Raw genomic sequence first — 26549 nt, 5'->3', positions numbered from 1 at the left:
CCGTACCGCTCGCTGCCTTTGGGGGTATCTTCCGGTGTCTGAGTTCGACACGGTCCTGGTGGTCGACTTCGGCGCGCAGTACGCGCAGCTGATCGCCCGCCGGGTGCGTGAATGCCACGTCTACTCCGAGATCGTGCCCTCGACGATGCCGGTGCCGGAGATGCTGGCCAGGAAGCCCAAGGCGATCATCCTGTCCGGCGGCCCGTCGTCCGTGTACGCCGAGGGCGCCCCGGCCGTGCCCCACGGCCTGTTCGAGACCGGCGTGCCGACCTTCGGCATCTGCTACGGCTTCCAGGCCATGGCCCAGGCGCTCGGCGGCCACGTGGCCAGGACCGACGCCGCCGAGTTCGGCGGCACGCCCCTCACCGTTCTCCGCGAGGGCGCGCTGTTCGCCGGCCTGCCGTCCCTGCAGACGGTCTGGATGTCCCACGGCGACTCCGTGGTGGGCGCGCCCGACGGGTTCGCGGTCACCGCCTCCACCGGCACCACGCCGGTCGCGGCGATGGAGGACCCCGCCCGCGGCCTCTACGGCGTGCAGTTCCACCCCGAGGTGCTCCACTCCGAGCACGGGCAGGCGGTGCTCAAGCACTTCCTCGACGCGGCCGGCTGCCGCCCGTCGTGGACCATGCTCAACATCGTCGAGGACGCCGTCGCGGCCGTCCGCGACCAGATCGGCGAGGGCCGGGCCATCTGCGCCCTGTCCGGCGGCGTCGACTCGGCGGTGGCCGCCGCCGTCGTCCAGCGGGCCATCGGCGACCGGCTCACCTGCGTCTTCGTCGACCACGGCCTGCTGCGCAAGGGCGAGGCCGAGCAGGTCGAGCGCGACTTCGTCGACGCTACGGGCGTGAAGCTGCGCGTCGTCGACGCCTCCGAGCGCTTCCTCAAGGCGCTGGCGGGCGTGACCGACCCCGAGGAGAAGCGCAAGATCATCGGCCGGGAGTTCATCCGGGTCTTCGAGGACGAGCAGCGGGCCATCCTCGCCGACGGGCCGGTGGACTTCCTCGTCCAGGGCACGCTCTACCCCGACGTGGTCGAGTCGGGCGGCGGCACCGGCACCGCCAACATCAAGTCGCACCACAACGTCGGCGGCCTGCCGGAAGACCTGCAGTTCCAGCTCGTCGAGCCGCTGCGCACGCTGTTCAAGGACGAGGTGCGCCGGGCCGGCGAGGAGCTGGGCCTGCCCCCGGCCATGGTGTGGCGCCAGCCGTTCCCCGGCCCCGGGCTCGGCATCCGGATCATCGGCGAGGTCACCCGCGAGCGCCTCGACCTGCTGCGGGAGGCCGACGCCATCGCCCGCGAGGAGCTGACGCGTGCCGGCCTCGACCGCGACATCTGGCAGTGTCCGGTCGTGCTGCTGGCCGACGTCCGCTCGGTGGGCGTCCAGGGCGACGGCCGCACGTACGGCCACCCCGTCGTCCTGCGGCCCGTCACCTCCGAGGACGCCATGACCGCCGACTGGGCCCGGGTGCCGTACGACGTGCTGTCGCGCATCTCCACCCGGATCACCAACGAGGTGCGGGAGGTCAACCGGGTCGTCGTCGACGTGACGAGCAAGCCGCCCGGCACGATCGAATGGGAATGATCGGGGATCAAACGGTGTGATCTTCGCGCCTCTGGATAGGGTAGCGCGGTGATTGCCACTCAGCCCGTCACAGCGCCGCCGACCGCCCCCGCCACAAGACTCGCGTGGCTGGACGCGCTGCGCGGCATCGGGGCGATGGCGGTGGTCGCCGAGCACATGCTCCCCTGGCTCATGCCGTCGCTCCGGCCGTACTGGTTCAACCTCGGCATGTACGGCGTGCTCGTGTTCTTCCTCGTCAGCGGCTACATCATCCCCATGTCGCTGGAGGGCAGGGGCGACGTTCGGGCCTTCTGGATCAGCCGGCTCTTCCGGCTGTACCCGCTCTACCTGCTCGTCATCGCCGTCGTGCTGGTGCTGGCCGTCTGGGTGCCGGTGCGCCCGGCTGTGCCCCGCCACGCGTCGGCCGTGGCCGCCCACCTGTCCATGCTGCTCGACGTCGTCCACGTCGGCGGCGTGGCCGACCCCATGTGGACGCTCTCGTACGAGATGGTCTTCTACCTGCTGGTGACCGCGCTGTTCGTCGGCGGCGTGCACCGGCGCAGCGGGATGCTCGCGATCGCCTTCGGGATCGTCGCGGTCTGCGCCGGGCTGGTGCTGTCGGCGCCGCTCCTGCCGGGCCACTGGCCGGCCATCGCGGCGTGCGCCGTCTTCGTCGCCGGGATCGGCTGCCTCATCACCGGCCGCCTCCGCACCCTGGCGGCGTACACGCTGGGGGCCATGGCGCTGGTGCTGCTGGTCTTCGGCAGCTTCGTGCCGTGGTTCGGCGCGGCGATCCTCGCGGTGATGTTCACCGGGACGGCCATCCAGCGGTGGGAGCGCGGCACCGGCGGCCTGACGCCGGTCGTGGCCGCGGCGCTGCTGGTGGCGGTCGCCCCCGTCTGGTCGATCCAGGCCGGCTGGTGGTGGGTGCAGCCCGACGTGTGGATCACCACGATCGCCCTCGCCGGCGCCACCTTCGCGGCCGGCATGGCCCTGCGCGGGCGGCGCGTCCCGGGCGTGCTGACCTGGCTCGGCCTGATCAGCTACTCGGTCTACCTGCTGCACCACCCGCTGCTGCGTTACCTCAACGTGCTCGCCGGCGACCTGGGCACGCTGCCGGCGGCCGCGCAGGCGTCGGTCACACTGGGCTACCTGGCCGTGCTGCTGACGCTGAGCTGGCTGACCCACCGGTACGTGGAGGCGCCCGGCCAGCGGCTCGGCCGCCGGATCACTCGGCGTCGGCCGTCGGCACAGCCTCGGGATATACCTGTCCCGGGATGAGCTCCTGACCCTCCAGCAGGGTCGAGACCGTCACGAAGCTGTAGCCCTGCCGGGTGAGCTCCTCCAGCACCGCCGGCATCGACTGGATCGTCTCCTTGACCGTCTCGTGCATCAGGACGACCTCGCCCTCGCCCGCGACGTCGAGCGCCTTCTGGGTGAGGAAGTCGACGTGCCGGTAGTCCTTGATGTAGTCCTTGGTCTCGGTGGTGCCGGGGATCTGGATCAGGCCGAACTTGGCCGTCAGCTCCTCCACGCCGCCGTTGCGGAGCCCACCGGGAGCGCGGAACACCACCGGGTCCTTGCCCGTGGTCTTCTTGATGATCCGCTGCGTGTCGCCGATCTCCTTGTTGATCTCGGCGTACGTCAGGTCGGTCAGGTACTTGTGATCCCAGGTGTGGTTGCCGATCTCGTGGCCGTCCTTGGCCACCTCGGCCGTGAGCTTCGGGTGCTTCTTCACGCGCTCGCCGATCATGAAGAATGTGGCCTTGGCCTTGTACTTCTTGAGCGTCTTGAGCAGCGTGCCCGTGTAGTCGGCGGGGCCGTCGTCGAAGGTGAGCGCGATGCACTGGTGCGTGGCGCAGAACGGCTCGTCGTCCTTGGCGGGCTTCTTCGCGGTCGTCGTGGCGCCCGTCCTCGCCGATACGGCCTGCGTCCGGGCGCTCTGCGCCTGAGCCTGCGACTGGGCCTGCGCTGTGTGCAGGGGCAGGGCGGCCAGGGCGAGCGCGCACGCGGCGGCGAGGGGGACGGAACGGCGAACGGCCATGGCGGACCTCCTCGGGGGATCTTTCACGCGGCATCGTACTGTGCCCGGCCGCCCTCGCCGGTATCGGGCCGATCACGTCCGGTCTCCGCCGGCGGCCGGGCGCAGGGCGGGAGCGGTTAAACCTTCGGCCAAGAACGGGGTTACGGCGCCCTCCGCGCGGGCGCCGTTCGCGATGCTGGCCCGGTCATCGTGATGAGGATCGGCCGAAGGAGGAGGGCGGGTGTCGCGTGCCGCCGCCCGATCGGCGTGGGGGGCGTGGGTCGGGTTCGAGTCCTGCCCCGGCCTGCTCGACCGCCTGGTCGAGGGGTTTCCCGGTCCCTGGACGCCGCTCGCGTCCGTCCCGGTCCCGGTCGCCGGTCCGGCGTCCGAACCTCCCGGCGACGGCTCCCGAGCAGAGGGCCGGCAAGGTCCCGGCGTCGACGCAGCCGAGGCGCGGGGCGGGCACGGTCCTGGCTCCGAGGCCGCCGAAGTGCCGGTGTTCGGATGCGTGGTGCTCGCCGCGCGCACGCCGGCGGACCTGCGCCTGGCCGTCACGCTGCGCGGCCTCGTCCCGATGGGCCGCAGGATCCGCGTCGCCGTCGCCGAGACGCCGCCGTGGGCGTCCCCGCCGTTCCCCGTAACCGGGCAGGGCGACTGCTGGCGCCACCTCGCCGGCCTGACGATCGGGCGAACCGGTCAGGGCTGGCATCTGGACGCCCTCTTCGACGAGCCGGCGGCGGGCGGCGACGTCCTGGCCCAGGTGGTCCACGGGCTCTTCGGCGCCCGGCGGCACCTCGCGCAGCCCGTGGCCGGCCTCCCGCCCGGCGACGCCGCCTGGAGGCCCGGCGACGCCAACGCCACCCTCGTCCCCGCGGGCGGCCCGGTCCCCGAGCGCCGCGACGCCCCCGGCTGCGACCTGCTCCTCGCGGGTCCGCCGTACGGGGAGGCGGACGTGGCGGGGCCTGGGGGGTTCCCGCCCGTCGACGAGGCCGTGGTCAACCCCATCGGGTTCCGGCAGCACCCGTCGTCGCCGGTCGCGAGCCTGGTCGCCGACGGGCCCGGCTTCGCCGTGGTCTCCGGGGGCGAGACGCTGGTGCGGCTGCCGCCGGGCGGTGAGGTGACCGACGTGGACGTGGCGCGCCTGCGTGAGACGCGCGCCCTCGCCGTACCCGCCCTCCCCGGACGGCCGCTCGTCGCGGCCCGCCTGGTCGCCGCCCTGGCGGCCGCCGGGGTCCCGATGCTCGCCGAGCCCGACCCGGCGCGCGACGCCGCGCTCGGCCCCGACCTCGCCCGAGCGCTGGCGGCCGTCCTCGGTGAGGAGGTCCAGGACGACCTGCGCCGCGAGGAGCTGAGCATTCGGCTGCGCCGGTCGGCCCTGCGCCTCCACGGCTCGGTGCCGCGGTGGCGGGAGACGGCCGGCGCGGCCGGGCTTCCGCTTCCGGCCGAGCCCTCGGTCTCGATCCTGCTGTGCACCCGCCGCCCCGAGATGATCCCGTTCGCGATCCGGCAGATGGAGCGCCAGCGCGGGGTCCGGGCGGAGCTGGTGATCGGTCTGCACGGCCTGTCCGCGCGGCGGACGGCCGTCGGCAGCGCGCTGCTCCCGGTGACCGTGGTGGAGGCGCCCGCGGAGCTGCCGTTCGGCGCGGTGCTGAACCGCATGGCGGACCTCGCCGGCGGGTCGTTCCTCGCGAAGGTGGACGACGACGACTGGTACGGCCCCGACCACCTGGCCGACCTGCTCCTCGCCCAGCTCTACTCGGGCGCCGACCTGGTCGGCTCGGCCGCGGAGTTCGTCTACCTGGAGCCGCTCGACGTGACCATCCGGCGGCGCATCGGCACCGAGCGCTTCGCGCCCCTGGTGGCCGGGGGGACGATGCTCGTCCGCCGGTCGGCGTTCGAGGCGGTGGGCGGGTTCCGGCCGCTCCCGCGCACGGTCGACGGGCAGCTCCTGCAGGCGGTGGAGGCCGCGGGCGGCCGGATCTACCGCACCCACGGCTTCGGCTACGTCCTGCGCCGCCGCAGCGCGCATGGCCACACGTGGCGGCAGCCGGTGCAGTCGTTCCTCGCGTCGTCCCACGAGCAGTGGCGCGGGCTGGTGTTCAACGAGCTGATGGAGGCGGCCGTGCCGCACGGCCGCGCGGAGGTGAGGACATGGGCGGGTCCCCGCTGATCCCCATGAACGACTACGGCGTGCTCGGCGACCCGCCCGCCCTCGGGACGTGGACCCCGCGGCTGTCGGTGAGCGTCGTCATCCCGGCATACCGGGCGGGGGCCACGCTCCCGCTCGTGCTGGCCGCGCTGGACCGGCAGACGTACCCGGCCCACCTCATGGAGGTGATCGTCGTCGACGACGGCGAGGAGCCCATGCCGGCGCTGCCGCCCACCGCGCCGCGCCGGACCCGGGTGATCCGGCCGCGTCCGGGACTCTGGGGCAAGGCGAGCGCGTGCGCCGCGGGCGCCGACGCCGCGACCGGCGACGTCGTCCACTACCTCGACGCCGACCTGGTGCCGTTCCCCGAGCACGTCGAGGCCCACATGCGGTGGCACCACCTCGCGGGCTGCCTCGTGGTGCTGGGACGGCTGCGGTTCGTGCCGGGTCTCGACGTCGTGCCGGCCGGCGAGGTGCTGGCCGCCATCGAGGCGGGGACGCTCGGCAAGCTCTTCCCCGACGAGGACGGCACGCCGCAGTGGACCGAGCAGCGCTGGGACGAGACGGACGACCTGCGGACCGCGGGTTTCCGGGCGTTCTCCGTGACGGTCGGGGCGACCGCGTCGCTGCCCGCCGCCCTACTGCGCGCGGCCGGCGGGATGGACCGGGCGCTCGTGATGGGCGAGGACACCGAGCTGGGCTACCGCCTCGCGCAGGCCGGCGCCGTCTTCGTCGGGGAGAGGGAGGCGCGGGGCCGGCACATCGGCGATTCGACCGTCATGCGCCGCGAACAGGACGTGAAGCGGCACAACTGGCCCTACCTCGCCGAGCGCATCCCGGTCTTCCGCTGGCTGCGCGCCCACCCCAACCGCCGCTACCTCGTGTCGTACGTCGAGGTGGTCGTGCCGGCGACGGACGCCTCGTTCGAGGAGGTGCGGGCCACGGTCGACGCCGTCCTGTCGGGCAAGCTGCCCGACGTGGTCGTCAAGCTCGTCGGCCCGTGGAGCCGGTTGGGCGGCGGACGGCGCGACCCGCTCGGCGACCCCGCCCTCGACCTGCGGCTCGTGCGGGCGTGCTACGAGGGCGAGCCGCGCGTGTCCTTCGCCGAGAGCCTGCCCGAGCACTGCTTCCCGGTGCCGTTCCGCCTGCACTGCCCGCCCGGGTGGACGCCGGGGCGGAGCACGATCGGGTCGCTGGTGAAGTTCGCCGACCGGCAGGGCCTCGGGGTGCTCTCGCTCGCGCTGGACGAGCGCGAGCGGGGCGGGATCGTGCACGCCCGGCTGGAGCGGATGGCCGCCGTCGCCCGGGCCCGCTGGTGCGCCGGTCCGGGGGACGCCCTCGACGACCTGGTCCACGCGATGTTCGGCACGCTCTGGGACGCGGGCGAAAAATGGGGGCTGACCCGGGCCGACGCGCCGCCCCCGCCCTCGCCCGGCCGGCCGTGGGCGCTCGACGCCGATCGGCCGTCCTCCGCCCGCGCATCCGGCGGCGGGTCGCCGGTCCGCCGCCCGCTCCGCCGTACGGCCCGGATGATCCGCCGGCGCCTGCGCGCCATGGTGCGGCCGACATGAGCCCCCGGCGCCGTGGCGCGGACCGTATGAGCGGCGCGGGCCGTACGCGCGCCGCCCGTACGGCCGCATGCGGTGGCGCGGGCGGCAGGAGCCGTCCGGGGGCGCCGGGCGGCTGAGCACGCAGGACAGCAGGACGCCGCACCGCCGCCGCAGGACCAGCAAGGCCCAGCGACCGACCCTCACGGACCCGCCAGTTCCGCCGACCCGATAAGGACCCGCCGTGCCTCGCATCAGCGTCATCGTCCCGATCTACGACGTGGAACCCTACCTCGCGGCCTGCCTGCGGTCGGTCGCCGTCCAGACCTGGCAGGACCTCGAGGTCGTCATGGTGGACGACGGGTCGCCGGACGCGAGCGCGGAGATCGCGGCCGGCTTCGCGGCGCGCGACGACCGGTTCCGGCTGGTCCGCCGGGACAACGGGGGGCTGGGCGCGGCGCGCAACACGGGGATCCGGTACGCGACGGGCGATTTCCTGATGTTCCTGGACAGCGACGACCTGCTGCCGGTCCACGCGCTCGACTACCTGGCGGCCTCGCTGCTGGAGACCGGCTCCGACATCGCGACCGGGAACGTGACGCGCTACGACGGCCGCCGGACCCGGCCGTCCGCCATGCACCGGCCCGTGTTCGCCCGGCCGGGGCGCGCCACCCACATCACCAGGAACCGCGCGCTGCTGCGCGACCGGCTCGTCACCAACAAGCTGTGGCGCCGCTCGTTCTGGGACGCGCACGCCCTCGCCTTCCCCGAGGGCGTGCTGTACGAGGACATCGCGGTAGCGCTGCGCGCCCACTTCCTGGCCCGTTCGGTCGACGTGCTCCCGGCGCCCGTGTACGTGTGGCGGGAGCGTGACGCGGGCGGCCGTTCTATCACCCAGGACAAGGCGAGGACCGGGCACCTGGCGGACCGGTTCGCCGCGGTCGCCGCGGTGCGCCGCTTCCTGGCCGAGCACAACCTGACGGCCCACATCCACGCCTGGGACCAGGCCGTCCTGGAGAGCGACCTCACCAACTTCCTCGACGTGTTCGACCAGGGGTCGGAGGAGTTCCAGGCCCGGTTCCTCGACCTGGCCGACGCGTACCTGGACGACGTGGCGGCGCCGGTCCTCGACGCGCTGCCCGCCCTGCGGCGGGTGGAGTGGCACCTGGTCCGGGCGCGGCGGCCGCGGGACCTCGCCGACGTCGTCGAGTGGGACCGCACGGTCGAGCCCGACCGGCGGGTCGTCCGCGGACTGTGGGGCCACCACCTCGACGTCCCGCTGCCGCGCGGGGGCGGCCGGGGGGTCCCCGCCGCGGTCACCCGGGTGCGGGACGAGATCGCCCCCCGCTTCCGCCTCGACTCGGTGCGGTGGGCCGACGACAGGCTCGTGCTCGAGGGCAGGGCCGCGTCCCCCTTCCTCCGGCCGGCCGGGCGCTTCCACCAACGGGTGTTCGCCGCCCTCGTGCACGAGCGCACCGGGAGGCGGATCCGCGTCCCCGCCGCGGTCACGCGCACCCGGGTGTCGGCGCGGCAGGGCCGGGAGCAGGACTGGGGCGGCTTCCGCATCGTCGTCGACCCCGCGCTCGTCGCCCGCGCCGGCCGGCTCGGGCGGTGGCACGTCGAGGTGCGCGTGGTCAACCGCGGCACCGTGAGGCAGGGCAGGCTCGCCGACCCCCGCGCGACCTGGGTCGCCCGCGTCGGCTGCCGTGCCGTGGGCCAGGACCGGTACGTCGCGCCGCTGCTGAGCGAGACCGGCGACCTGGTCGTCGACGCCGAGAGGGAGGCGGCCCGGGTGGCGACGCAGAGCGTCAGGGGCGACCTGCTCCGCCTGGTCGGCACCGTGCTGGCCGACTTCGGCCCGGACCCCGTCCTCCTGGTCACCCGGCGGCCGGGCGGGACGCCGCTCACGTACCCGGTCAGGACCGACCGGCGCACGTTCGAGGCGACCGTCGACCTGAACGACCTCCTGCCGCCGCGGCGCCCGGACGGCCGGGAGCCCGCGCTGCCCGACCTGCCGCCCGAGTGGACGGTCGAGGTGCGCGGCGCCGGTGGGACGTTCCCCGTGACGGCGATGGACGACCTGCCTCCCGGCCGCCATCCGCTCGCGGGCCGCGAGATCGCCGTCATGCGCGAGCGGTCGGGCCGGCTCGTCCTGCGGGACCAGCCGGTCGCCGCGTTCGCCGACCTCGCCGAGTGGCTGCCCGGGGGCGAGCTGCTGATCGAGGGCCGGTTCTCGCTGCCGCAGGAGGTGGAGGGGCTCGTCGTCACCGCGCTCGACCGGCCCGACGAGCGGCTCGCGCCGGTCGAGGGGTCGGGCACCCGGTTCCGCGCCCGGCTGACCCCTGAGCGCGTCGGCTCGCTCGCCGGGCTGCTGCCGCTGCCCAAGGGCCGGTACGGCCTCGCCGTACGGGTGAAGGGGGGCGGGGACCTGCCGGTGGAGCTCGACGCGGAGTCGCCGATGGTCCACGAGACGGCCAGCCGGACGTTCGAGCTGGACGCGGACCCGCGGGGGCGGGCCGTGCTGTCCGTCAGCGGCGACCTGGCCGGCAACGAGCGCGGGAAGAAGGCGCAGTGGGAGCTGCGCACCGCGGCGTACCCGGCCATGCGGGGCAGGCCGCTGCGCGAGGCCGTCTTCTTCAGCTCGGCCGGTGGGACCCGGTTCGCCGGCAGCCCGCGGGCCGTCTACGAGGAGCTGCGGCGGCGGGGGACCGACCTGGAGTTCCTGTGGCACGTGCGGGACGGCCAGGTCGCCCTGCCCGAGGGCGTCGACCCTGTGCGGTCGCTGGGCCGCGAGCACTACGAGGCGCTGGCCCGCTGCCGCTACGTGGTCGTGGACGACCCGCTGCCGCCGTGGTTCGCCCGGCGCTCCGGCCAGGTGGTCGTCCAGACCTGGCACGGGTCCCCGGCGGCGCTCGCCTCGCCCTGCGCGGGCCCGGAGAGCGAGGCCGCGGAGCGCCGGCTGGACCGGCTCGCGGAGAGCGCCGGGGAGTGGACGCACCTGGTGTCGGCCGGGCCCTGGTGGACCCCGCTGCTGCGGGAGGCGTTCCGCTTCACCGGGGAGATCCTGGAGACCGGCCTGCCCTGCGACGACCTGCTCAGGACGGCGCCGTACGGCGATCCCGCGCTCGGGGGTGACCTCGGTCTCCGCGGTGACACGGGCGCGGCCGGGGTGGGGCGGCGGCTCGGCCTGCGGCCGGGAACCCGGGTGGTGCTGTACGTCCCCGGCGACGGGCCGCCGCTCGACGCCGCCGGGGTCGCCGCAGTCCTGGGCGAGGACCACGAGGTGCTCGTGTGGCGCCCGCCGGGCGTGCCGCCCCTGCCGGCACGGCCCGGGGGCGCGGCGCGGGACGTGTCGGCCTACCCCGACCCGTACGGCCTGTACACGGCCGCGGACGTGCTCGTGACGGGCGACGAGGCGGCGGCGTTCGACTTCGCCGTCACCGGACGCCCGGTGATCCTGCACGCGGCCGACCTGCTGCCGCACCCGGACGTCCCGGGGCCCGCGCTGGGCGGGGCCGGCGAGGTGGCCGGCGCGATCCGCGACCTGGAGGAGGTGGCCGGCAAGCACGCCGGCCCGATGGAGGCGTTCCTGGCCCGTTACCGCCCGCTCGCCGACGGGCGGGCCGCCGCGCGCCTGGCCGAGCGGGTCTTCGGTCAAGGATGGGCCAAGGACGCGTAAGGCAATGGAGGTACGCCCGATGGCGGCCGCGGCCCCGTAGGCATCCTTGCGGCGTGACCGTGTCCCCCAGGCTCTCGGTGGTCGTTCCCCTGCTGGGCGACGAGGAGCACATCGAGGAATGCCTCAGCTCGCTGCGCGACCAGACCCTCCAGGACATGGAGGTCCTCCTCGTCGGCCGTCCGGGCGCGGACGCCGTCCGCGACCCGAACGTGACGCTGATCCCGCCGCCTGGAGGGAGTGACACGTCGGCCGCTCGGAACGCGGGGGCGGCCCGGGCCACCGGCGCCTACCTCGCGTTCGCCGACCCCGCCGCGGTCGTCCCCGCCGACGCGTACCGGAGGCTGGTCGAGGCGCTTGACGCCACCGGCTCCGACCTCGCCTGCGGGCGGGCCGCCCGCCTCGGGGGGCGTCCCCTCCGGACGTCCGGAGACGTCCTGCGCACCCGCGCACGGCGCGACCCCGGGCTCCTCGACGACACGGCGGCGGCGACCAAGGCGTTCCGCAGGACGTTCTGGGACGCCCACGGGCTGGCGTTCCGCGAGGGGATCGAGGAGGACTTCCCCGTCACCGTCCCCGCCCAGGCGCTGTCGCGCTCGACCGACGTGCTCGCCGAGGTGGTCTGCCTCACCCGTCCCCACGCGTGTCCCCGCCCCGCGCGGCCCGCCGACCGCCTGGCCGCGATGCTGGAGGTCGCGGAGACGGTCGCCCGGCACGCGGAGGACCTGAAGGGGGAGTACGACCGGCGGCTTGCGGAGTCGGACGCCCTCGCCGCTGTGCTCGACCACGCTCCGCTCGAGACGCTGGCCGAACTGGCGCCGCGCCTGGCCCGCCTCGACCCGGAGGCGGTGGGACGCCTCCCGGCGCTGCGGCGGCTCCAGCTCTTCCTGGCCGTGCACGGCATGGCGGAGGAGCTGGCCGGGCTGCGGGAGTTCGCCGAGACCCGCCTCCGGGACCACGGCGTGGTCCGCGCCGGGCTGACGCGGCGGCGCCTCGCGATGGACTACCCCCTGCGCCACGACCGCCGCCTGCCCGCCCACCTCTTCGACGCGGAACGCGACCTGGAGCTTCGCGCCCGGGTCGACGACGTCCGGCACGCCGACGGCGTGCTGCGCGTCGCCGGCCACGCCTACATCGCGCACCTCGACAGCCGGCGCAGCCGTGTCGAGCTGTGGCTGCAGGCGGGGAACCGCCGGCTTCCCCTGCCCGTACGGCGGATCTCGAGGCCCGACGTGACCGCGGACTCCCGCCAATCGGCGGCCTGCCACGACGAGTCCGGCTTCGCGACGGAGGTCGACGCCGGGGCCCTGCCCGCGGGGCGATGGGCCCTGCACGCCCGGGTCCGCGCGCGGGGGGTCGTCAGGTCGGGCCGCGTGACGGGCGGGCCGGACGCCGGCGAGCGGGTCTTCCGCGCCGGTGCCCTGCAGGTCGCCCTCACCCGGGAGCGCGGCCTCGTCCTGCGCGAGGCCGCCCCCGTGGAGGCGTCCGGCGACCTGGGCCCGCTGGTGACCGGGGTGGGCTGGACGGAGGCGGGCGAGCTGACGCTGACCGGCGCGGGCGGCGGCCACACGGACCGGATCACCCTCGAACGGGGGACCGAGGCGCACTCATGGCCGCTGCGTCCGCACGACGGCGGGTGGACGGCCGTGATCGGCCGCACCGCGGACGGGCTGCCGCTGGCACGGGGCACGTGGCGGGTGCTGGCCGGCGGCGAGCGGGTCCGCCTGGCCGAGGCCCTGGTGGCCGACCCGCCGGCCCCGCACAGGTCCGGCGTGCACGAGGTGTCGCTCCGCACCGACAAGGAGTCGGGGCTCAGCGTCGTCGTCCGCCCGGCTCTCGCGCCCGACGAGCGCGGGCCGTACGCCACCCGCAGGCGGCGCGAGGCCCCGCGCGTGCGGACGGCCCTCAGGGAGGCCGCCGTCTTCGACAGCTACGGCGGCGGGCAGTACTCGTGCAACCCCCGCGCCGTCTCGGAGGAGCTGGCGCGCCGCGACCCGGACGTGGAGCGGATCTGGGTCACCCGCGACGGCCAGTTCGCCGTGCCGCCGGGGGTCCGCACGGTCCTGTACGGCTCCCGCGAGCACGAGGAGGCCCTGCACACCTCCCGATACGTGGTGGCCAACAGGCGCACCCAGCCCGGCTGGTACGGCAAGCCGGCCGGTCAGCTGTACGTCCAGACCTGGCACGGCACCCCCCTCAAGCGGCTGGCGCGCGACGCGCGGGACATGCCGTACGCCCAGAAGATCCCGGAGGAGGACCTGGCCGGCCAGGTGGCGACCTGGGACGTGCTGGTGTCGCCCAACCCGTTCTCGACGCCGATCCTGCGGCGGGCCTTCGGGTACGACGGCGAGGTCCTGGAGTCGGGCTACCCGCGCAACGACGTGCTCTTCCGGCCCGAGGCGCGGGAGCGGGCCCGGCGCCGCCTCGGCGTCCCCGAGGGCCGCAGGGCCGTGCTGTACGCCCCCACCTGGCGGGACGACGAGCTCGACCGGCCCGGCCTCCCGCTCGACGCGGGCCGGGTGGCCGCGGCGCTGGGGGGCGGGGACGTGCTGCTCGTGCGCGCCCACTACCTGATGGCCGGCCGGACCGTGATCCCCGCCCCCGCCATCGATGTCACGAAATTTCCGGACATGGCGGAGCTGTTGGCGGCGGCGGACGTGCTCGTCACCGACTACTCGTCCGCCATGTTCGACTTCGCGTGCACCGGGCGGCCGATGATCTTCTTCACGCCCGACCTGGAGCGCTACCGCGACGAGGTCCGCGGGTTCTACCTGGACGTCGAGGCGGAGGCCCCCGGCCCCCTCGTCAGGACCCCGGACGACCTGGTCGGCGTCCTGGCCGCCGCCGACTTCTGCCCCTACAAGGAGCGCTACCAGGACTTCGCCGGGCGCTACTGTCCCTGGGACGACGGGCACGCCTCGGCGCGCGTGGTCGCGCGGATGCTCGCATGAGCCCGACGCCGCTGCGCGCCACCGCGCCCGGAGTGCCCGTCGCGGTGCTGGTCCCCGCCGCGCTGGCCCTCGCGGCGGGCCTGTGGAGCCTCGCCGGGCCCCCGGTGTGGCGCGACGAGGCGGCGACCGTGAGCGCGGCGGCCCGGAGCCTGCCCGAGACCGTCCACCTGCTGCGTCACGTGGACGCGGTGCACGGGCTCTACTACGCGCTCGCGCACGTCGTGGTCGCCCTCGGCGGGACCGGCATCGTGGCCCTGCGGCTGCCGTCGGTCGTCGCCGGGGTGCTCGCCGCGGCCGGGACCGGCGCCCTCGGCCGGGCTCTCGGCGGCCCTCGGGCCGGCCTGTACGGCGGGTCGCTGCTCGCGCTGATGCCGGTCTTCTCCCGCTACTCCCAGGAGGCCCGGCCGTACGCGCTGACCATGGCGGCCGCCGTCGGCGCGACGCTGCTCCTCGTCCGCGCGCTGCGCGGGCCCACGCCCGGAGCATTCGCGGTGTACGGCCTGTCGGTGGCCGCCCTGGCGTACCTCAACCTGTTCGCGATTCTCGTTCCGGCGGCCCACGGCATCGCGGTCCTGCTGTGCCGGGGGCCGTTCGCGCGGTGGTGCCTCGCCGTCGTGCCGGGCCTGGCGCTCGCGGCGCCGCTCGGATGGCTGGCGTCCCGGCAGAGCGCGCAGGTGGGCTGGATCACCCGGCCGGACGCCGGCGACGTCGGCATGCTGGCCGTGCAGCTCTTCGGGGACCTGGGCGCGGCCACGCCCGCCTGGCTGGGGGTCGCCCCGCTCGTGGCGGCGCTGGCCGTCGTGGGAGCCGTCCGGTCGCCGCTGCGAGCGGCACGCGCGGTCGCCGGGTCCCCGGCCACGGGTCTGCTCGTCCGGGTGGCGCTGCCGTGGCTGCTGCTGCCGCCGGCCGCGCTGCTGGCCGTGTCGTGGGCGGCGCACCCGGTCTACGTGTTCCGGTACGTGCTGTGCTGCGTGCCCGCCGCCGCGCTGCTCGCCGGCGCGGGGCTCGCCGCGGCGCCGGCCCGGGTCGCGGTCGCGGCGATGGCGGCCGCCGCGGGCCTGTCGGTCCCCGGGCAGCTGGCCACCCGGGGCCCGGACGGCCGCCAGGACGACCCGCGTCCGGTGATCGCGCTGCTGGGCGCCCAGGCGCGGCCGGGTGACGCCGTGCTGTTCGTGCCGGCGAAGGTGCGCAAGTACGAGGTCGTCTACCCGGGCGTCTTCGGGCGGCTCGACGACGTCGCCCTGGTCCGGTCGCCGCGCCGCGACGGGACGTTCGGCGGCCGGGACGCCGGCTCCCGCGTGCTGGCGGCGCGCCTGGCGGGCGTCCGCACGCTGTGGGTGGTCGGCCACACGGGTAAGGCGGCGAGCTGGCGGCTCGACCTGGTCCGCCGGACGTTCGTCCCCGGCGGCAGGTGGACGTCGAGGGGCCTGTTCGTGGCGCGCTACGACGCCGCCGGGTCTCAGGTCAGCTCGAACGGCGACGGGGTCGGGAAGTAGGCCTCCAGGAACCGCGCCAGCAGGGCGTCCTGCTCGGGGGTGGTAGGGGCGGTGTCGTTCAGGCAGAACACGTCGTGGCGGCGCGCGGCCAGCATCCGGCGCAGCTTGCCGGGCGTCTTGCGCAGCGACAGGTCGACGTAGGTGTACTCGACCGAGCCGGGGACGGCCCGCCCGCTCAGGTAGCCGTAGTAGTGCGCGAGCGACGACACCGCGGAGATGTCGGACGAGGTGCGGAACGCGCTGCGGGAGGTCGCGTCGAACTCGGCCGCGAACCGCTGCTCCAGCTCGTACATCAGCGAGCGGCGCAGCGCGTACGGCACGTGCTTGAGCTTCTGGGTGAGCGTGCGGCCGCTCAGGTCCTCCAGCATGCGGCGGTTGTTCATGCCGGCCGCGTGGACGGGCGAGTCCTCCAGCTCGGGGGCGCCGAACGGCACGTGGACCGTGCTGGGGAAGAACCGGGTGATGCCGTTGCCCTCGAAGAACGTCCGCGGCAGCAGCGGACGGCCCAGGAAGAAGTCGTCGTTCAGGTAGAGGAAGTGCTCCGACAGCCCCTCGATGTGGTGCAACTGCGTCTCGATGGCGTGCGAGTTGAACACCGGCAGCACCGAGGGGTCGCGGAAGATCTCCTTGTGGTGCACCACGGTCACCATCGGGTGGGTGGTGTCGAGCCACCGGGGCGTCTGGCCGTCGGTGACGATCCACACCCGGTTGATCCACGGCGCGTACATCGTCAGCGAGCGCAGCGAGAACCGCAGCTCGTCGCGGCTGGTGAAGCGGGCCTCGGTGGTGGCCAGCTCGCTCAGCCGCAGGTCGGGCCGGCTCGAACGGAGGGCGCGGTCGCGGCGGGCCCGCCACGCCGGGTCGTCGCCGTCGACCCACGTGTAGACCGCGTCGATCGGGAAGGCGATGTCGTCGACGAGCCGCCGGGTGAACTCGGGCCGCGTCGGGTAGGCCCGCATCCGCTGCGCGGGCGTCACCAGCGGGTTGAACAGCTCCTCGCCGCCGTCGACCACCTCGCCGTCGACCGGGACGGCGTCGCAGGCGTGGTTGGGCCGGGGCGCGATGAGCAGGTCGCCCTCACGCGACCAGAACTCCAGGTCGCAGCCGTGCTCGGGGCCGAGCGTGAGGGTCCGGGACGGGCTGGCGAAGAACATCGCGAGCCGGACCACGCGGGCGTCCTCCAGTATCGCCGCGGCGCGCCGCAGCGGGCGCATCCTGCCGGCCTCGGCCCGCCGTGCCCCCTGCCTGCCGTACGGCTGGCGGGCCGCGACCAGCGGGTGGCCGCCGCGGGCAAGCGCCGCGATCGCCCGGGTGCGCTCGTCCTCCGGGACGGCGACGGCGGGCGGGCGGCCCGGCAGCGGACGGACGCAGAAGTACGGCACCGAGGCGCCCGACAGCAGCGCGCAGACGAGGTCGAGCGTCTCGCGCTGGGCCTGGAGCGGGCTCGCGTCCTCGCGGATGAGCGCGGAGCGCGGTGTGGTCTCCCACGACGGCAGCCGCCCCTGCAGCCGCCGGTACAGCGTGACAACCGGCATGTTCCCCCCTTGGAACACGCACTGTAACGGATCCGCTACTCGGTTGACGGACGATTTACCTAGGTGGGGAAAAGGTCAAGAAGTGGCAACGAGATGCCCTGCCTGTTACCGAAGAGCGCGTCGTCGGCTACCGACCGTAGTCATTCTTACCTTCATGGGGGGCTTCACGCTGGACGACATTCTCGCGACGCGCAAGTCGAGGGACTCGTGGTGGACCGTCTTCATGGTCGACCCGCTCGCCTGCCGGCTCGCGCTGCTGGTGGCGAACCACACCTCGATGACGCCGAACGGCCTCACCCGGCTGTCCATGGCCATCGGCCTCGGCGCGGCGACGGCGTTCGCCTACGGGGCGCTCGCGCTGGGGGCCGTGCTGTTCTACCTGAGCTTCACGGTGGACTGCATGGACGGCAAGATCGCCCGGCTCAAGGGGACCGGGACGCCGTTCGGCCTCTGGCTCGACTACGTGGGCGACCGGATCCGGGTCGTGGCGTGCGCGTTCGGGATCGGGTTCGGTGAGTACGCCCGCTCGGGGGACACCGAGTACGCGCTGGCCGCCGTGGGCGTCGTCGTGCTCGACCTGTTCAGGTACATCAACGGCCCGCAGCTCAAGCGGGTCAAGGAGGCCACGCGTGAGCTCGCGCAGGCCCGGATGGCGGGCGACTGCGTGTTCATGGAGGACGTCCTGCGGGCCCGGCCCCGGACGGAGGCCGCCGGTGTCGATGTCGAAGACGGCCGGACCGTGCTGGACCTGCAGAAGGCGTTCCACGCGCGGTTCCCCTGGTACGACCGGTTCCGGGTCTTCCTCGTCCGGCGTCGCGTCCGCACGCACGTGATGAGCGGGATCGAGTTCCACGCCGCGGTGTTCGTGGTGGCTCCGCTGCTCGGGGTGGGCGCGCTGGTGCCGGTGTCGGCGGGCGCGGGGGCCCTGCTCCTGGCGTTCGAGATCAGCCTCGTCTACCGCGTCTGGCTGGCGGCCCGCCAGATCCCGCGAAGCGCGCCGGAACGGGAGCGGATCCTTGCCTGACCCGCCGCCTCCGCCCCGCGCGGGCCCGCCCCGGGGCGGCGCCGCACCGCCGCTCCGGGCGACGGCCCGCGCCCGTGGGGACCGGGCCGGCGCGTCGCATCGAGCGGAGGGGGTCCGGAGCCGCGCGGCGTGCTGACGCCGAGCCATGAGCGCCCGGCCGCCCGGGGGAGGGCGGCCGTCCGCAACGTCATGAATTCGTCACAGGGGGATTGATCATGCAGTCGGACAGGCCCATCTTCGTCGTCGGCTGCCCGCGTTCGGGCACGACCATGCTGCAGCTCATGCTGCACTCGCACCCGCGGATCGCCGTGCCGCCGGAGACCCGCTTCCTGGTCCCGGCGTACTTCTCGCGCCGCGGGTACGGCGACATGCGGCTGGCGGACAACCGCCGTAAGCTCGCCACCTGGATCGCGGAGGGGCGCAACACCAAGTTCCGCGAGCTGGGCATCGACGCGGAGGAGTACGTCCGGTCCGCCATGCTCGGCCCGGGCAGCTTCGGCTCGGTCATCGGCATGGTCTTCAAGTGCTACGCCGAGCGCTTCGGCAAGCCGCGCTGGGGCGACAAGCGGCCGAGCTACTACCGGCACGTCGAGATGCTCATGCGGCTGTTCCCGGACGCCCAGTTCGTCCACCTGGTCAGGGACGGGCGCGACTGCGTCGCCTCGCTCAAGGAGATGCCCTGGTACAAGCCGGACGCGCTGCACGCGATGGCCAACTGGGCCGAGGCGATCGACTTCGGCCGCCGCCACGCCCGCAAGCTCCCGGCCGACAGCTTCTACGAGCTGCGCTACGAGGACCTCACCGCCGACCCGGAGAGTGAGCTGCGCAAGCTCTGCGCCTTCATCGGGGAGGAGTACGACTCCGGGATGTGCGAGCCCCGCCACATCGCCGAGCTCGCCGTGCCCAAGCACAAGGTCTGGCACACCAACACGCACAGCGAGGTGACCACGGCCCACTCGGGCAAGTGGGCCACCCGGCTGGAGCCGTGGGAGATCGCCGTCGCGGAGGAGGTCCTCGGGGAGCGGCTGGCCGCGTACGGCTACGAGCTGACCGGCGCGCCGAAGGCGGACCGCCAGCAGGTGGCCGGCTACAAGGTGGAGGCCGCCAAGCGCCGGTCGGCCCGCCTGCGCAAGTACAACCGGGACCGGCTCACCCGCCTGCGCGAGCCCGGTCCGATCGCCGCCCTGCTGACCGAGGGCCAGCGCGTCATCGCCGGCCTCCCGCAGCAGCGCACCCGCGAGCTGCTCCCCCGCTGACCGTGCCCGCGCCCGCCCGCCGTCAGCGCGGGGCGCTCCGCACCGGCGGGTTGAACCGGGACGGGGCGACGAACGCCCACCGCGGCGCGCCGGTCCCGGTGACGTGGAGGACCTCGTCCACGTCGAACTCCACCAGCCGCTGGGCCCCGGGCACGTCCCGGGGGTCCCAGCCGACCCGCGCCCGCCCGGTCACGTGGAGCGCGTCGCCCGTCTCCCAGTCGAGGAACAGCAGGCCGGCGGCGGGGTTCAGCTCCAGGTTGCCGAGCGTCATGTACATCGAGTTGCCGACGTAGTCGGGCCAGACCAGCCGCCGCCCGCCGGTCGTCTCCACGAAGCCGGGGGCGCCGCCCCGGTGCGAGACGTCCGCGCCGAGGCCCTCGGCGAAGGTGGCCACGAAGAACGTGTCGGCGCCCTCCACCCAGGCCCGCTGCGCGTCCGTGAGGGCGTCGCCCGCCCGCGCCGTCCGCTCCGCGGGCCCGGGCGGGCCCGCGATCTCCCGCTGCTGCAGGTACTTCGGGCAGTTCGAATAGACCTGCTCGGTCCGCACGAGCAGCCGTCCGCCGTGCCGCCAGGCCCGCCCGTTGACCCGCATCCGCCGCCGGGTCGCGGGGTCGATCGCCAGCAGGCCGATGTCGCGTTCGTCCTCGAACAGGCCGTCCAGCGGCTCGGCGGGGACCGCGTCGACGACCAGCTCCCGCGGGCCCGTCGCCCGGGCGAAGCCGGGCGCGCCGGTCAGCAGGCCGGCCCACACCCGGCCGTCCTGGTCGGCGGCGCCGGCGACCAGCATCGGCTGGGCGGCGACGAAGTCGGCCGCGACGCCGGGGATGTCCGCGCGCACGCCCGCCGACCCGTGGTCGCCGAGCCTCACCCCGGCCCGCGCCTGGACGGCCAGCTCTCCCGGATGCCGCATGGCGTCTCCCCTCGTACGGATCCGATCTAGAAGAAGCCGCAGGTGGGGGCGGCGGGCGTGGGGGCGGGCCGGTCGCCCGCGCCGTCCGGGGCGAAGATCTCCAGCCGGATGCCGTCCGGGTCCTCGAAGAACACGCCGCCCGAGGCCCTGCCCTCGCCGTGCGGGACGATCCCGTCATGGTGGAGGGTGGCGCCGATCTCCCGGATGACGGCCTCGGCGCGGCGCACGTCCTCGATGCCCGGCACCTGGAACGAGAGGTGGTGCAGGCCGGGCAGCCGGGTGGGGAAGGTCCCCTCGCTCTGCTGCCACAGGGTGAGCACCAGTTCGCCGTCCCGGCCCAGGAAGGCGTATCGGCGGCCCTCCTCGTCCGACTCCCGCACCACATCGAAGCCGAAGACCCTGCGGTAGAAGTCCCGCGACCTGTCGAGGTCGGAGACGTTGAGACCCACGTGCCCGGTCCTGACGTTCATGATCGCCCCTCCGCCAGCGTTCTAACGGGTGTTTCCGTTAGTCAATAGGGACAGACTAACGCCAGAAACAGGATGCGTCCATTAGAAAGGGTGGTCAGCCGGTCTTGTGCTGCCGGTAGTGGCGGGCGGCGCGGGCACGGTTCCCGCAGGCCACCGAGCACCACTCCTGGCGCGGGTGCTCCTTGACGAAATACAGCACGCAGCGCGGCGCCGGGCAGGCGCGGATCTGCTCGCGCCGCGGGCCGGCCAGCAGGTCGATCGCCGCCGCCGCCAGCGCGGCCCGGATCCTGGCCGACTCCTCAGCGGGGCCGGCGGGAACGGGCCGGGCGGCGGGCTCGCCGTCCGGGGGCCACTCCAGCCGCGGCGCGACGGGGACGGCCGCGGCCGTCGCGTTCACCAGGGCGAGCGAGGGCTCGAAGGCCGGCAGCCGGGCCGCGTCCGCGGCGCTCGCCGGCCCGGGGGACACGGCCCGCGCGAACAGCGCGCGGATCGCCTGCCGCAGCGCGACGACCTCCTCGCGCATCCCCGGGGTGGCTGTGAAGACGTCCGGGTCGACGCCCAGGTCGCCGGCGTGGGCGAGGATCCAGGAGGTCAGGCCCTCGGCGTCCTCCAGGCTGTCGGTCACCCCGGTCCGCCGCGCGCGGATCGTGCTCACGAACTCCAGGGCCAGCATGGGGGACATGACGTCATTCTAATGCGAGCACCCGTGAGAGGCGGGGGGTTCAGCGCCTGATGGCCTTGGCCAGGATGGCGACGAACGCCGCGAAGCCGAGCCCGCCGACGAGCACCGGCGCCATGATCACGGGGTCGGGGATCGGGCCGGTCAGGTAGCGGACGCCGATGCCGATGAACAGCAGCCCGCACAGCAGGGCCATCCAGTCGGTGCGGTGCACGCGCCGGGGACGCTCGGGGGTCCGGTCAGGCCGCACGGCGCACCTCCACGTCTCCGATGCCCGCCTTGACGTTGAGCTCGATGGTGGGCGCGTCGGCCGTTCCGGTCGTCTCGGGCTCCATGACCCGGTCGAACCGCACGTCGGTGCCGTCCTCCACCTTGTGGTCGATCTTCACCTCGCCCAGCCGTGTGTAGCCGTGGACCTCGACCCGCGCGGACGCCGGGACGATCACGGTGAGCTGGCCGATCGAGACCGAGGCGTTGAACGTCACCCGGGTGCCGGGCGTGAGGACCATGTCGCTCAAATCGAGCCGGCCCTCTCCCATGCCCAGGCTGAAGTCCTTGCCCGCCTGGGCCGTGCTGATCGGGTGCCAGACGAAGCTGCCGATCTTCTTGGGAATCCCGTTCACCGTCGAACCCCCGATGAGGACGAGAGACACGATGGCACCGGCGGCGACGAGGGCCGCCCCCCGGCCGAACCACGTCGCGACGAGCAGCCCCACCCCGATCGTGACGAGGACGGCACCGCCGATCACCGGGAGGCCGACGCTCGTCGCGCCGGTCCGCTGCAGGGTGACCATGATCCCTCCGACGATCAGGGCGAGGACGAAGGTGAGAGAGCCGACGAACGACCGGGGACGCTTGACCTTGGGCGGCTTCGGCGGGGGAGCCGGCGTGAAGGCCGGCGGAGCCGGGAACGTCACGCTCGGCCGCGGCTCCCGCATGGTGTAGGGGCCGTGGGGGGCGAAGGGCTCGCCCGCGGCGAACCCCTGGGCGCCGGCCCGCTGGGTGCCGGCCCGCGCCTCCCGTGCGAGGTCCGACAGCCGCCGGTACCCGCCGGACGCGGGGGGCTCGCCGGACGCTCCTCCGGCCGGTCCTCCCGGCGCCCCTCCGGCCGGTCGTCCCGGCGCTTCTCCGGGTGCTTCTCCGGGCGCCGAGGGCCCGCCGGGCGCGGTCGCCGTCGCGGCCTCCGCGCCGGTCGGCACGCCGTACGGCGCGGTTCCGGGGGAGTACGGCGGCTGGGCGAAGGTGGCGGTCGGATCGGCGTCGCGCATGCCCCGCATCCGGGCGGCCCGTCCCGGCATCGACCGGGCCATGGTGAGCAGGTCGACCCCGCGGGCGTGGGCGGCGAGCAGCACGACGGCCAGCAGCGTGCCGACCACGATCGTGCCCTTGTTGATGCCGCCCAGGACGTTGATGATCAGCCCGAAGGCGAAGACCGCCGCCATCAGCGCCAGCACGGTCTCGGCGTCGAACATGCGGCCCGTCCACTGCTCCAGGTATCCCGGGCCCCCGCCGGGCTGGCGCATCAGCAGGAACGCGGCGACGTACAGCAGGAAGCCGATGCCCGAGGCGAGGACCAGCACCGCGAAGCCCACCCGGAACAGGACGGGGTCCATCCCCGTGTACCTGCCGAGCCCGGCGCACACCCCGGTCAGCATCCGGCCGGTCCCGCTGCGGGCGAGAATTCGTTCGGGCTGCGGGGCGGCGGGCTCGGGGGCCGGAGTGGGCGGTGCCTCGGTCATGCCCCCATCCTGGCCGTCGCGGCCTCCCACCTGCCATCCGGGGAACCCCTGACTCGTCCCCGACCCCTCAGGGACGCCGTCAGGGCATGCCCTGATGCGCTCTTGGGGCGTGACGTGTGACGATGCTTTCCGAGATGTCTGAGATGCCTAACGCTCCCGAGGCGTACCCCCGGCTGGTGAGACCCGTCTCGGGCCGCGTCGTCGCGGGGGTCGCCCAGGGCGCCGCCGCCCAGCTCCGCCTCGACCCCGTCGTGCTGCGGCTGGCCTTCGTGCTGCTCACGGCCGTCGACGGGCTGGGCTTCGTGGCCTACGCCGCGCTGTGGATGTTCACCCCGAAGGAAGAGGCGAAGGGCCGCGAGCCGGGCCGCGAATGGGGCCAGCTCGCCGCGTACGGCGTCCTGTGGCTGGCACTGGCCGCGTTCGGGTGGATGACGGGCGCGGGCAGCGGCGGGTTCGGCGCCTGGCCGATCGCGCTCGGCGGCATCGGCGCGCTGATCCTGTGGCAGCAGGCCGACCCCGGCCGGCGGCAGCGGTGGATGAGCGGCGCGGTCAAGCAGGTGAGCACGACCTGGGTGCGCACGGGCATCGGCGCCCTGCTGGTGGCCGTCGGCGCGATCGGCTTCCTCGCCGCGAGCGGCGAGCTCGCCAAGGCCAGGACCGGGCTCGTCTTCACCGCCGTCGTCGTCGGCGGCATGCTGATGATCGCCGCGCCGTGGCTGGCGTCCCTCGTGAAGGAGCTCCAGCGGGAGCGCACCGAGCGCATCCGCCAGGAGGAGCGGGCGGAGGTCGCCGCCCACGTCCACGACTCGGTGCTCCACACGCTGACGCTGATCCAGCGCAACGCCCACGACTCCCGCGAGGTGACGCGGCTCGCCCGTTCCCAGGAGCGGGAGCTGCGCAACTGGCTCTACCAGCCCAAGCAGGACGCCGACGCCACCCTGGCCGCCGCCGTGCGGAGGGTCGCGGCCGAGGAGGAGGACGCCCACGGGGTCCCGATCGAGATCGTCTGCGTCGGCGACTGCGCGCTGGACGAGGGGCTGGCGGCCTTGCTCCACGCGGCCCGGCAGGCGATGGTGAACGCGGCGAAATACAGTGGGGCCCCGGTCATCTCCGTGTACGCGGAGGTGGAGTCCGATGAGGTGACGGTGTTCGTCCGGGACCGCGGCAAGGGCTTCGTGCTCGACGACATCCCGGAGGACCGCATGGGCATCCGCCAGTCGATCATCGGAAGGATGGAGCGCAACGGAGGCTCCGCCCGGGTCAGGACCGAGCCCGGTGACGGTACCGAGGTCATGCTGACCATGAAGAGGAACTCGTGATCCCCGGGTCGCGGGTGGTGAGGGAGTCATGAAGACCGTACGTGTGCTCATCGTCGACGACCACCGGCTGTTCCGGTCCGGCGTCCGCGCCGAGCTGGGCCCGTCCATCCAGGTGATCGGCGAGGCCGAGGACGTGGAGTCCGCGGTCGCGGCGATCGCCGAGCTCCAGCCCGACGTGGTGCTGCTGGACGTGCACATGCCCGGAGGCGGCGGCCAGGAGGTGCTGCGGCGCGTCCTCGGCTCGGGCTCCCCGGTCCGCTTCCTCGCCCTGTCGGTCTCCGACGCCGCCGAGGACGTCATCGGCGTCATCCGCGGGGGCGCCCGCGGGTACGTCACCAAGACGATCAACGGCACCGAGCTGACCGACGCCATCACCCGGGTGTCGGAGGGCGACGCCGTGTTCTCGCCCCGGCTGGCCGGGTTCGTGCTCGACGCGTTCGCCTCGACCGAGGCGCCGCCCATCGACCCCGAGCTCGACTCGCTCACCCAGCGGGAGCGCGAGGTCCTGCGGCTGATCGCCCGCGGGTACGCGTACAAGGAGATCGCCAAGGAGCTGTTCATCTCGGTCAAGACGGTCGAGACGCACGTGTCCAGCGTTCTGCGCAAGCTCCAGCTGTCCAACCGGCACGAGCTGTCCCGCTGGGCCACCGCGCGACGCCTGGTGTGATACGCGTGGACATGCGACCCTTCGTGCATGGGCCGTGACGTACCCGCGATCGCCTTCACGCGCGAGGACCGACGGCGCTACCGCGACAAGGTCCGGCGCTCGCTCGACGTGCTGGCCCAGATGCTGCGCGAGTCGCGCTTCGAGGTCGAACGGCCCCAGGTGGGCCTGGAGATCGAGCTGAACCTCGTCGACTCCCGGGGCGAGCCGGCGATGAAGAACGCCGAGGTGCTCGCGGCCATCGCCGAGCCCGACTGGGCGACCGAGCTCGGCCAGTTCAACGTCGAGATCAACATCCCGCCGCAGGGCCTGTCCGGCGACTCCTTCGCACGGCTGGAGGAGTCGGTGCGGCGCCGCCTCAACCGGGCGCGGGAGCGGGCCGAGCGGGTGGGCGGGCACCTGATGCTGGTCGGGATCCTGCCGACGCTGCGCGAGCCGGACCTGAGCGAGGGGACGCTGTCGGCCAACCCCCGGTACAAGCTGCTGAACGAGCAGATCTTCGCCGCCCGCGGCGAGGACCTGCACATCGTGATCGAGGGCGTCGACCGGCTCGACACGTACGCCGACAGCATCACGCCCGAGGCCGCCTGCACGAGCGTGCAGCTCCACCTCCAGGTCGCCCCCTCGGCGTTCGCCGACCACTGGAACGCGGCGCAGGCCATCGCGGGCCCGCAGGTGGCGGTGGCGGCCAACTCGCCGTACCTGTTCGGCAGGCAGTTGTGGCGCGAGACCCGCATCAGCCTGTTCGAGCAGGCCACCGACACCCGCCCGGAGGAGCTCAAGGCGCAGGGGGTGCGCCCGCGCGTCTGGTTCGGCGAGCGGTGGATCACGTCGGTCTTCGACCTGTTCGAGGAGAACGTCCGCTACTTCCCGGCGCTGCTGCCCATCTGTGAGGAGGAGGACCCGCGCGCGGTGCTCGACGCCGGCGGGATGCCGCTGCTCCACGAGCTCACCCTGCACAACGGCACGGTCTACCGCTGGAACCGGCCCGTCTACGCCGTGGCGGGCGGCGTTCCGCACCTGCGCGTGGAGAACCGCGTGCTGCCCGCCGGGCCGACCGTGGCCGACATCGTCGCCAACGCGGCCTTCTACTACGGGCTCATGCGCGTGCTGCCGACGGCCGAGCGGCCGGTGTGGACCCGGATGTCGTTCGCCGCCGCGGAGGACAACCTGCGCAACGCGGCACGGTTCGGTCTCGACGCGAACCTCTACTGGCCGGGCCTGGGGGAGGCGCCGGCGAGCGAGGTGATCCTGCGGCGCCTGCTGCCCCTCGCGTACGAGGGCCTGGACCTGTGGGGAGTCGACCCGGCCGAGCGGGACCGGCTGCTCGGCGTCATCGAGCGGCGCTGCGTCACGGGACGGACCGGGTCCGCCTGGCAGGTGGACACGGCACGCTCGCTCGGCGGCGGCCACGAGGCCCTGCGCCGCATGACGCTGCGCTACGTCGAGCACATGCATACCAACGAGCCGGTGCACCTCTGGGACTGAGTCAGGCCCGGCGCCCGCACGTCTCGTCGTCCACGGGCTTACAGGCGCCGAGATCGCCGCGA

At 74.3% G+C, this 26549-nt stretch carries 19 protein-coding genes; 12 read left to right on the top strand and 7 right to left on the bottom strand.

Annotation, left to right across the window (positions count from 1 at the left end; genetic code table 11):
* Positions 1-34 precede the first annotated feature (34 nt).
* The gene (guaA, locus tag Mco01_RS24800; protein WP_204059302.1) at positions 35-1582 is read left to right on the top strand and encodes a glutamine-hydrolyzing GMP synthase; all 1548 of its coding nucleotides are present in this window, start codon (positions 35-37) and stop codon (positions 1580-1582) included.
* A gap of 48 nt (positions 1583-1630) precedes the next feature.
* Positions 1631-2842, top strand: a complete 1212-nt coding sequence (locus tag Mco01_RS24795) for an acyltransferase family protein (RefSeq protein WP_239103889.1) — start codon at positions 1631-1633, stop codon at positions 2840-2842.
* Here the strand turns inward: Mco01_RS24795 and Mco01_RS24790 are convergent.
* Positions 2790-3605: a polysaccharide deacetylase family protein gene (locus tag Mco01_RS24790; protein ID WP_204059301.1), complete on the bottom strand. Its 816-nt coding sequence runs from the start codon at positions 3603-3605 to the stop codon at positions 2790-2792. The genes Mco01_RS24795 and Mco01_RS24790 overlap by 53 nt on opposite strands.
* A gap of 220 nt (positions 3606-3825) precedes the next feature.
* Between Mco01_RS24790 and Mco01_RS24785 the strand changes: the two genes are divergently transcribed.
* The 5 genes from Mco01_RS24785 to Mco01_RS24765 all read left to right on the top strand — a co-directional run bounded on the left by Mco01_RS24785 (position 3826) and on the right by Mco01_RS24765 (position 15403).
* On the top strand, positions 3826-5754 hold the full coding sequence (locus Mco01_RS24785; protein ID WP_204059300.1) for a glycosyltransferase family 2 protein: 1929 nt from the start codon (positions 3826-3828) through the stop codon (positions 5752-5754).
* On the top strand, positions 5736-7304 hold the full coding sequence (locus Mco01_RS24780; RefSeq protein ID WP_204059299.1) for a glycosyltransferase family 2 protein: 1569 nt from the start codon (positions 5736-5738) through the stop codon (positions 7302-7304). The genes Mco01_RS24785 and Mco01_RS24780 overlap by 19 nt, the downstream gene beginning before the upstream one ends.
* A 220-nt stretch (positions 7305-7524) precedes the next feature.
* Positions 7525-10959: a bifunctional glycosyltransferase/CDP-glycerol:glycerophosphate glycerophosphotransferase gene (locus tag Mco01_RS24775; protein ID WP_204059298.1), complete on the top strand. Its 3435-nt coding sequence runs from the start codon at positions 7525-7527 to the stop codon at positions 10957-10959.
* A gap of 53 nt (positions 10960-11012) precedes the next feature.
* Positions 11013-13907 carry a bifunctional glycosyltransferase/CDP-glycerol:glycerophosphate glycerophosphotransferase gene (locus Mco01_RS24770; RefSeq protein WP_204059297.1) on the top strand — a complete coding sequence of 965 codons (2895 nt, stop codon included), beginning with the start codon at positions 11013-11015 and terminating at the stop codon, positions 13905-13907.
* Complete coding sequence (locus Mco01_RS24765; RefSeq protein WP_204059296.1) at positions 13904-15403, top strand: glycosyltransferase family 39 protein; 1500 nt, start codon at positions 13904-13906, stop codon at positions 15401-15403. Before Mco01_RS24770 ends, Mco01_RS24765 begins: the two co-directional genes overlap by 4 nt.
* Here the strand turns inward: Mco01_RS24765 and Mco01_RS24760 are convergent.
* On the bottom strand, positions 15367-16938 hold the full coding sequence (locus tag Mco01_RS24760) for a stealth family protein (protein ID WP_204059295.1): 1572 nt from the start codon (positions 16936-16938) through the stop codon (positions 15367-15369). The genes Mco01_RS24765 and Mco01_RS24760 overlap by 37 nt on opposite strands.
* Positions 16939-17092: 154 nt before the next feature.
* Here Mco01_RS24760 and Mco01_RS24755 point away from each other — a divergent pair, with 154 nt between their 5' ends.
* Entirely contained in the window at positions 17093-17962 is an 870-nt protein-coding gene (locus tag Mco01_RS24755) for a CDP-alcohol phosphatidyltransferase family protein (protein ID WP_204059294.1), read from the top strand.
* Positions 17963-18177: 215 nt separating this feature from the next.
* Positions 18178-19218 (top strand): sulfotransferase family protein, encoded by a 1041-nt coding sequence (locus tag Mco01_RS24750; RefSeq protein ID WP_204059293.1) that lies wholly within the window; start codon positions 18178-18180, stop codon positions 19216-19218.
* A gap of 22 nt (positions 19219-19240) precedes the next feature.
* On the opposite strand, the gene Mco01_RS24745 is transcribed toward Mco01_RS24750, so the two are convergent.
* From Mco01_RS24745 to Mco01_RS24725, 5 genes are all read right to left on the bottom strand, one after another.
* A complete protein-coding gene (locus Mco01_RS24745; protein WP_204059292.1) occupies positions 19241-20128 on the bottom strand; it encodes a pyridoxamine 5'-phosphate oxidase family protein in 888 nt (295 codons plus the stop codon).
* Between the two features lie 26 nt (positions 20129-20154).
* Positions 20155-20598, bottom strand: a complete 444-nt coding sequence (locus Mco01_RS24740) for a VOC family protein (RefSeq protein ID WP_204059291.1) — start codon at positions 20596-20598, stop codon at positions 20155-20157.
* A gap of 94 nt (positions 20599-20692) precedes the next feature.
* Positions 20693-21280, bottom strand: a complete 588-nt coding sequence (locus tag Mco01_RS24735) for a CGNR zinc finger domain-containing protein (protein WP_239103888.1) — start codon at positions 21278-21280, stop codon at positions 20693-20695.
* Positions 21281-21320: 40 nt separating this feature from the next.
* Positions 21321-21527, bottom strand: a complete 207-nt coding sequence (locus Mco01_RS24730) for a hypothetical protein (RefSeq protein WP_036328376.1) — start codon at positions 21525-21527, stop codon at positions 21321-21323.
* Positions 21517-23016: a PspC domain-containing protein gene (locus Mco01_RS24725; RefSeq protein WP_204059290.1), complete on the bottom strand. Its 1500-nt coding sequence runs from the start codon at positions 23014-23016 to the stop codon at positions 21517-21519. Before Mco01_RS24725 ends, Mco01_RS24730 begins: the two co-directional genes overlap by 11 nt.
* A gap of 143 nt (positions 23017-23159) precedes the next feature.
* On the opposite strand from Mco01_RS24725, the gene Mco01_RS24720 reads away from it, so the two are divergent.
* The 3 genes from Mco01_RS24720 to Mco01_RS24710 are packed head-to-tail and all read left to right on the top strand — an operon-like array spanning position 23160 to position 26487.
* Entirely contained in the window at positions 23160-24335 is a 1176-nt protein-coding gene (locus Mco01_RS24720; protein WP_204059352.1) for an ATP-binding protein, read from the top strand.
* A 28-nt stretch (positions 24336-24363) separates the two neighbouring features.
* On the top strand, positions 24364-25002 hold the full coding sequence (locus Mco01_RS24715) for a response regulator (protein WP_036328372.1): 639 nt from the start codon (positions 24364-24366) through the stop codon (positions 25000-25002).
* Between the two features lie 27 nt (positions 25003-25029).
* The gene (locus tag Mco01_RS24710; protein ID WP_204059289.1) at positions 25030-26487 is read left to right on the top strand and encodes a glutamate-cysteine ligase family protein; all 1458 of its coding nucleotides are present in this window, start codon (positions 25030-25032) and stop codon (positions 26485-26487) included.
* Positions 26488-26549: the final 62 nt, after the last annotated feature.

It is taken from the genome of Microbispora corallina (assembly GCF_016863035.1).
GTDB classification, from domain to species: Bacteria; Actinomycetota; Actinomycetes; order Streptosporangiales; family Streptosporangiaceae; genus Microbispora; species Microbispora corallina.
The sequence above is the reverse complement of the archived record's forward strand: the minus strand, read 5'-3'. Positions and strand labels throughout refer to the sequence as shown.

Excerpts from the sequence above, each read along its gene's own strand:
- Mco01_RS24790 (WP_204059301.1), bottom strand. The coding sequence starts at position 3,605 with ATGGCCGTTCGCCGTTCCGTCCCCCTCGCCGCCGCGTGCGCGCTCGCC.
- Mco01_RS24780 (WP_204059299.1), top strand. The coding sequence starts at position 5,736 with ATGGGCGGGTCCCCGCTGATCCCCATGAACGACTACGGCGTGCTCGGC.
- Mco01_RS24765 (WP_204059296.1), top strand. The coding sequence starts at position 13,904 with ATGAGCCCGACGCCGCTGCGCGCCACCGCGCCCGGAGTGCCCGTCGCG.
- Mco01_RS24760 (WP_204059295.1), bottom strand. The coding sequence starts at position 16,938 with ATGCCGGTTGTCACGCTGTACCGGCGGCTGCAGGGGCGGCTGCCGTCG.
- Mco01_RS24755 (WP_204059294.1), top strand. The coding sequence starts at position 17,093 with ATGGGGGGCTTCACGCTGGACGACATTCTCGCGACGCGCAAGTCGAGG.
- Mco01_RS24750 (WP_204059293.1), top strand. The coding sequence starts at position 18,178 with ATGCAGTCGGACAGGCCCATCTTCGTCGTCGGCTGCCCGCGTTCGGGC.
- Mco01_RS24745 (WP_204059292.1), bottom strand. The coding sequence starts at position 20,128 with ATGCGGCATCCGGGAGAGCTGGCCGTCCAGGCGCGGGCCGGGGTGAGG.
- Mco01_RS24740 (WP_204059291.1), bottom strand. The coding sequence starts at position 20,598 with ATGAACGTCAGGACCGGGCACGTGGGTCTCAACGTCTCCGACCTCGAC.
- Mco01_RS24735 (WP_239103888.1), bottom strand. The coding sequence starts at position 21,280 with ATGTCCCCCATGCTGGCCCTGGAGTTCGTGAGCACGATCCGCGCGCGG.
- Mco01_RS24725 (WP_204059290.1), bottom strand. The coding sequence starts at position 23,016 with ATGACCGAGGCACCGCCCACTCCGGCCCCCGAGCCCGCCGCCCCGCAG.
- Mco01_RS24720 (WP_204059352.1), top strand. The coding sequence starts at position 23,160 with ATGCCTAACGCTCCCGAGGCGTACCCCCGGCTGGTGAGACCCGTCTCG.
- Mco01_RS24715 (WP_036328372.1), top strand. The coding sequence starts at position 24,364 with ATGAAGACCGTACGTGTGCTCATCGTCGACGACCACCGGCTGTTCCGG.
- Mco01_RS24710 (WP_204059289.1), top strand. The coding sequence starts at position 25,030 with ATGGGCCGTGACGTACCCGCGATCGCCTTCACGCGCGAGGACCGACGG.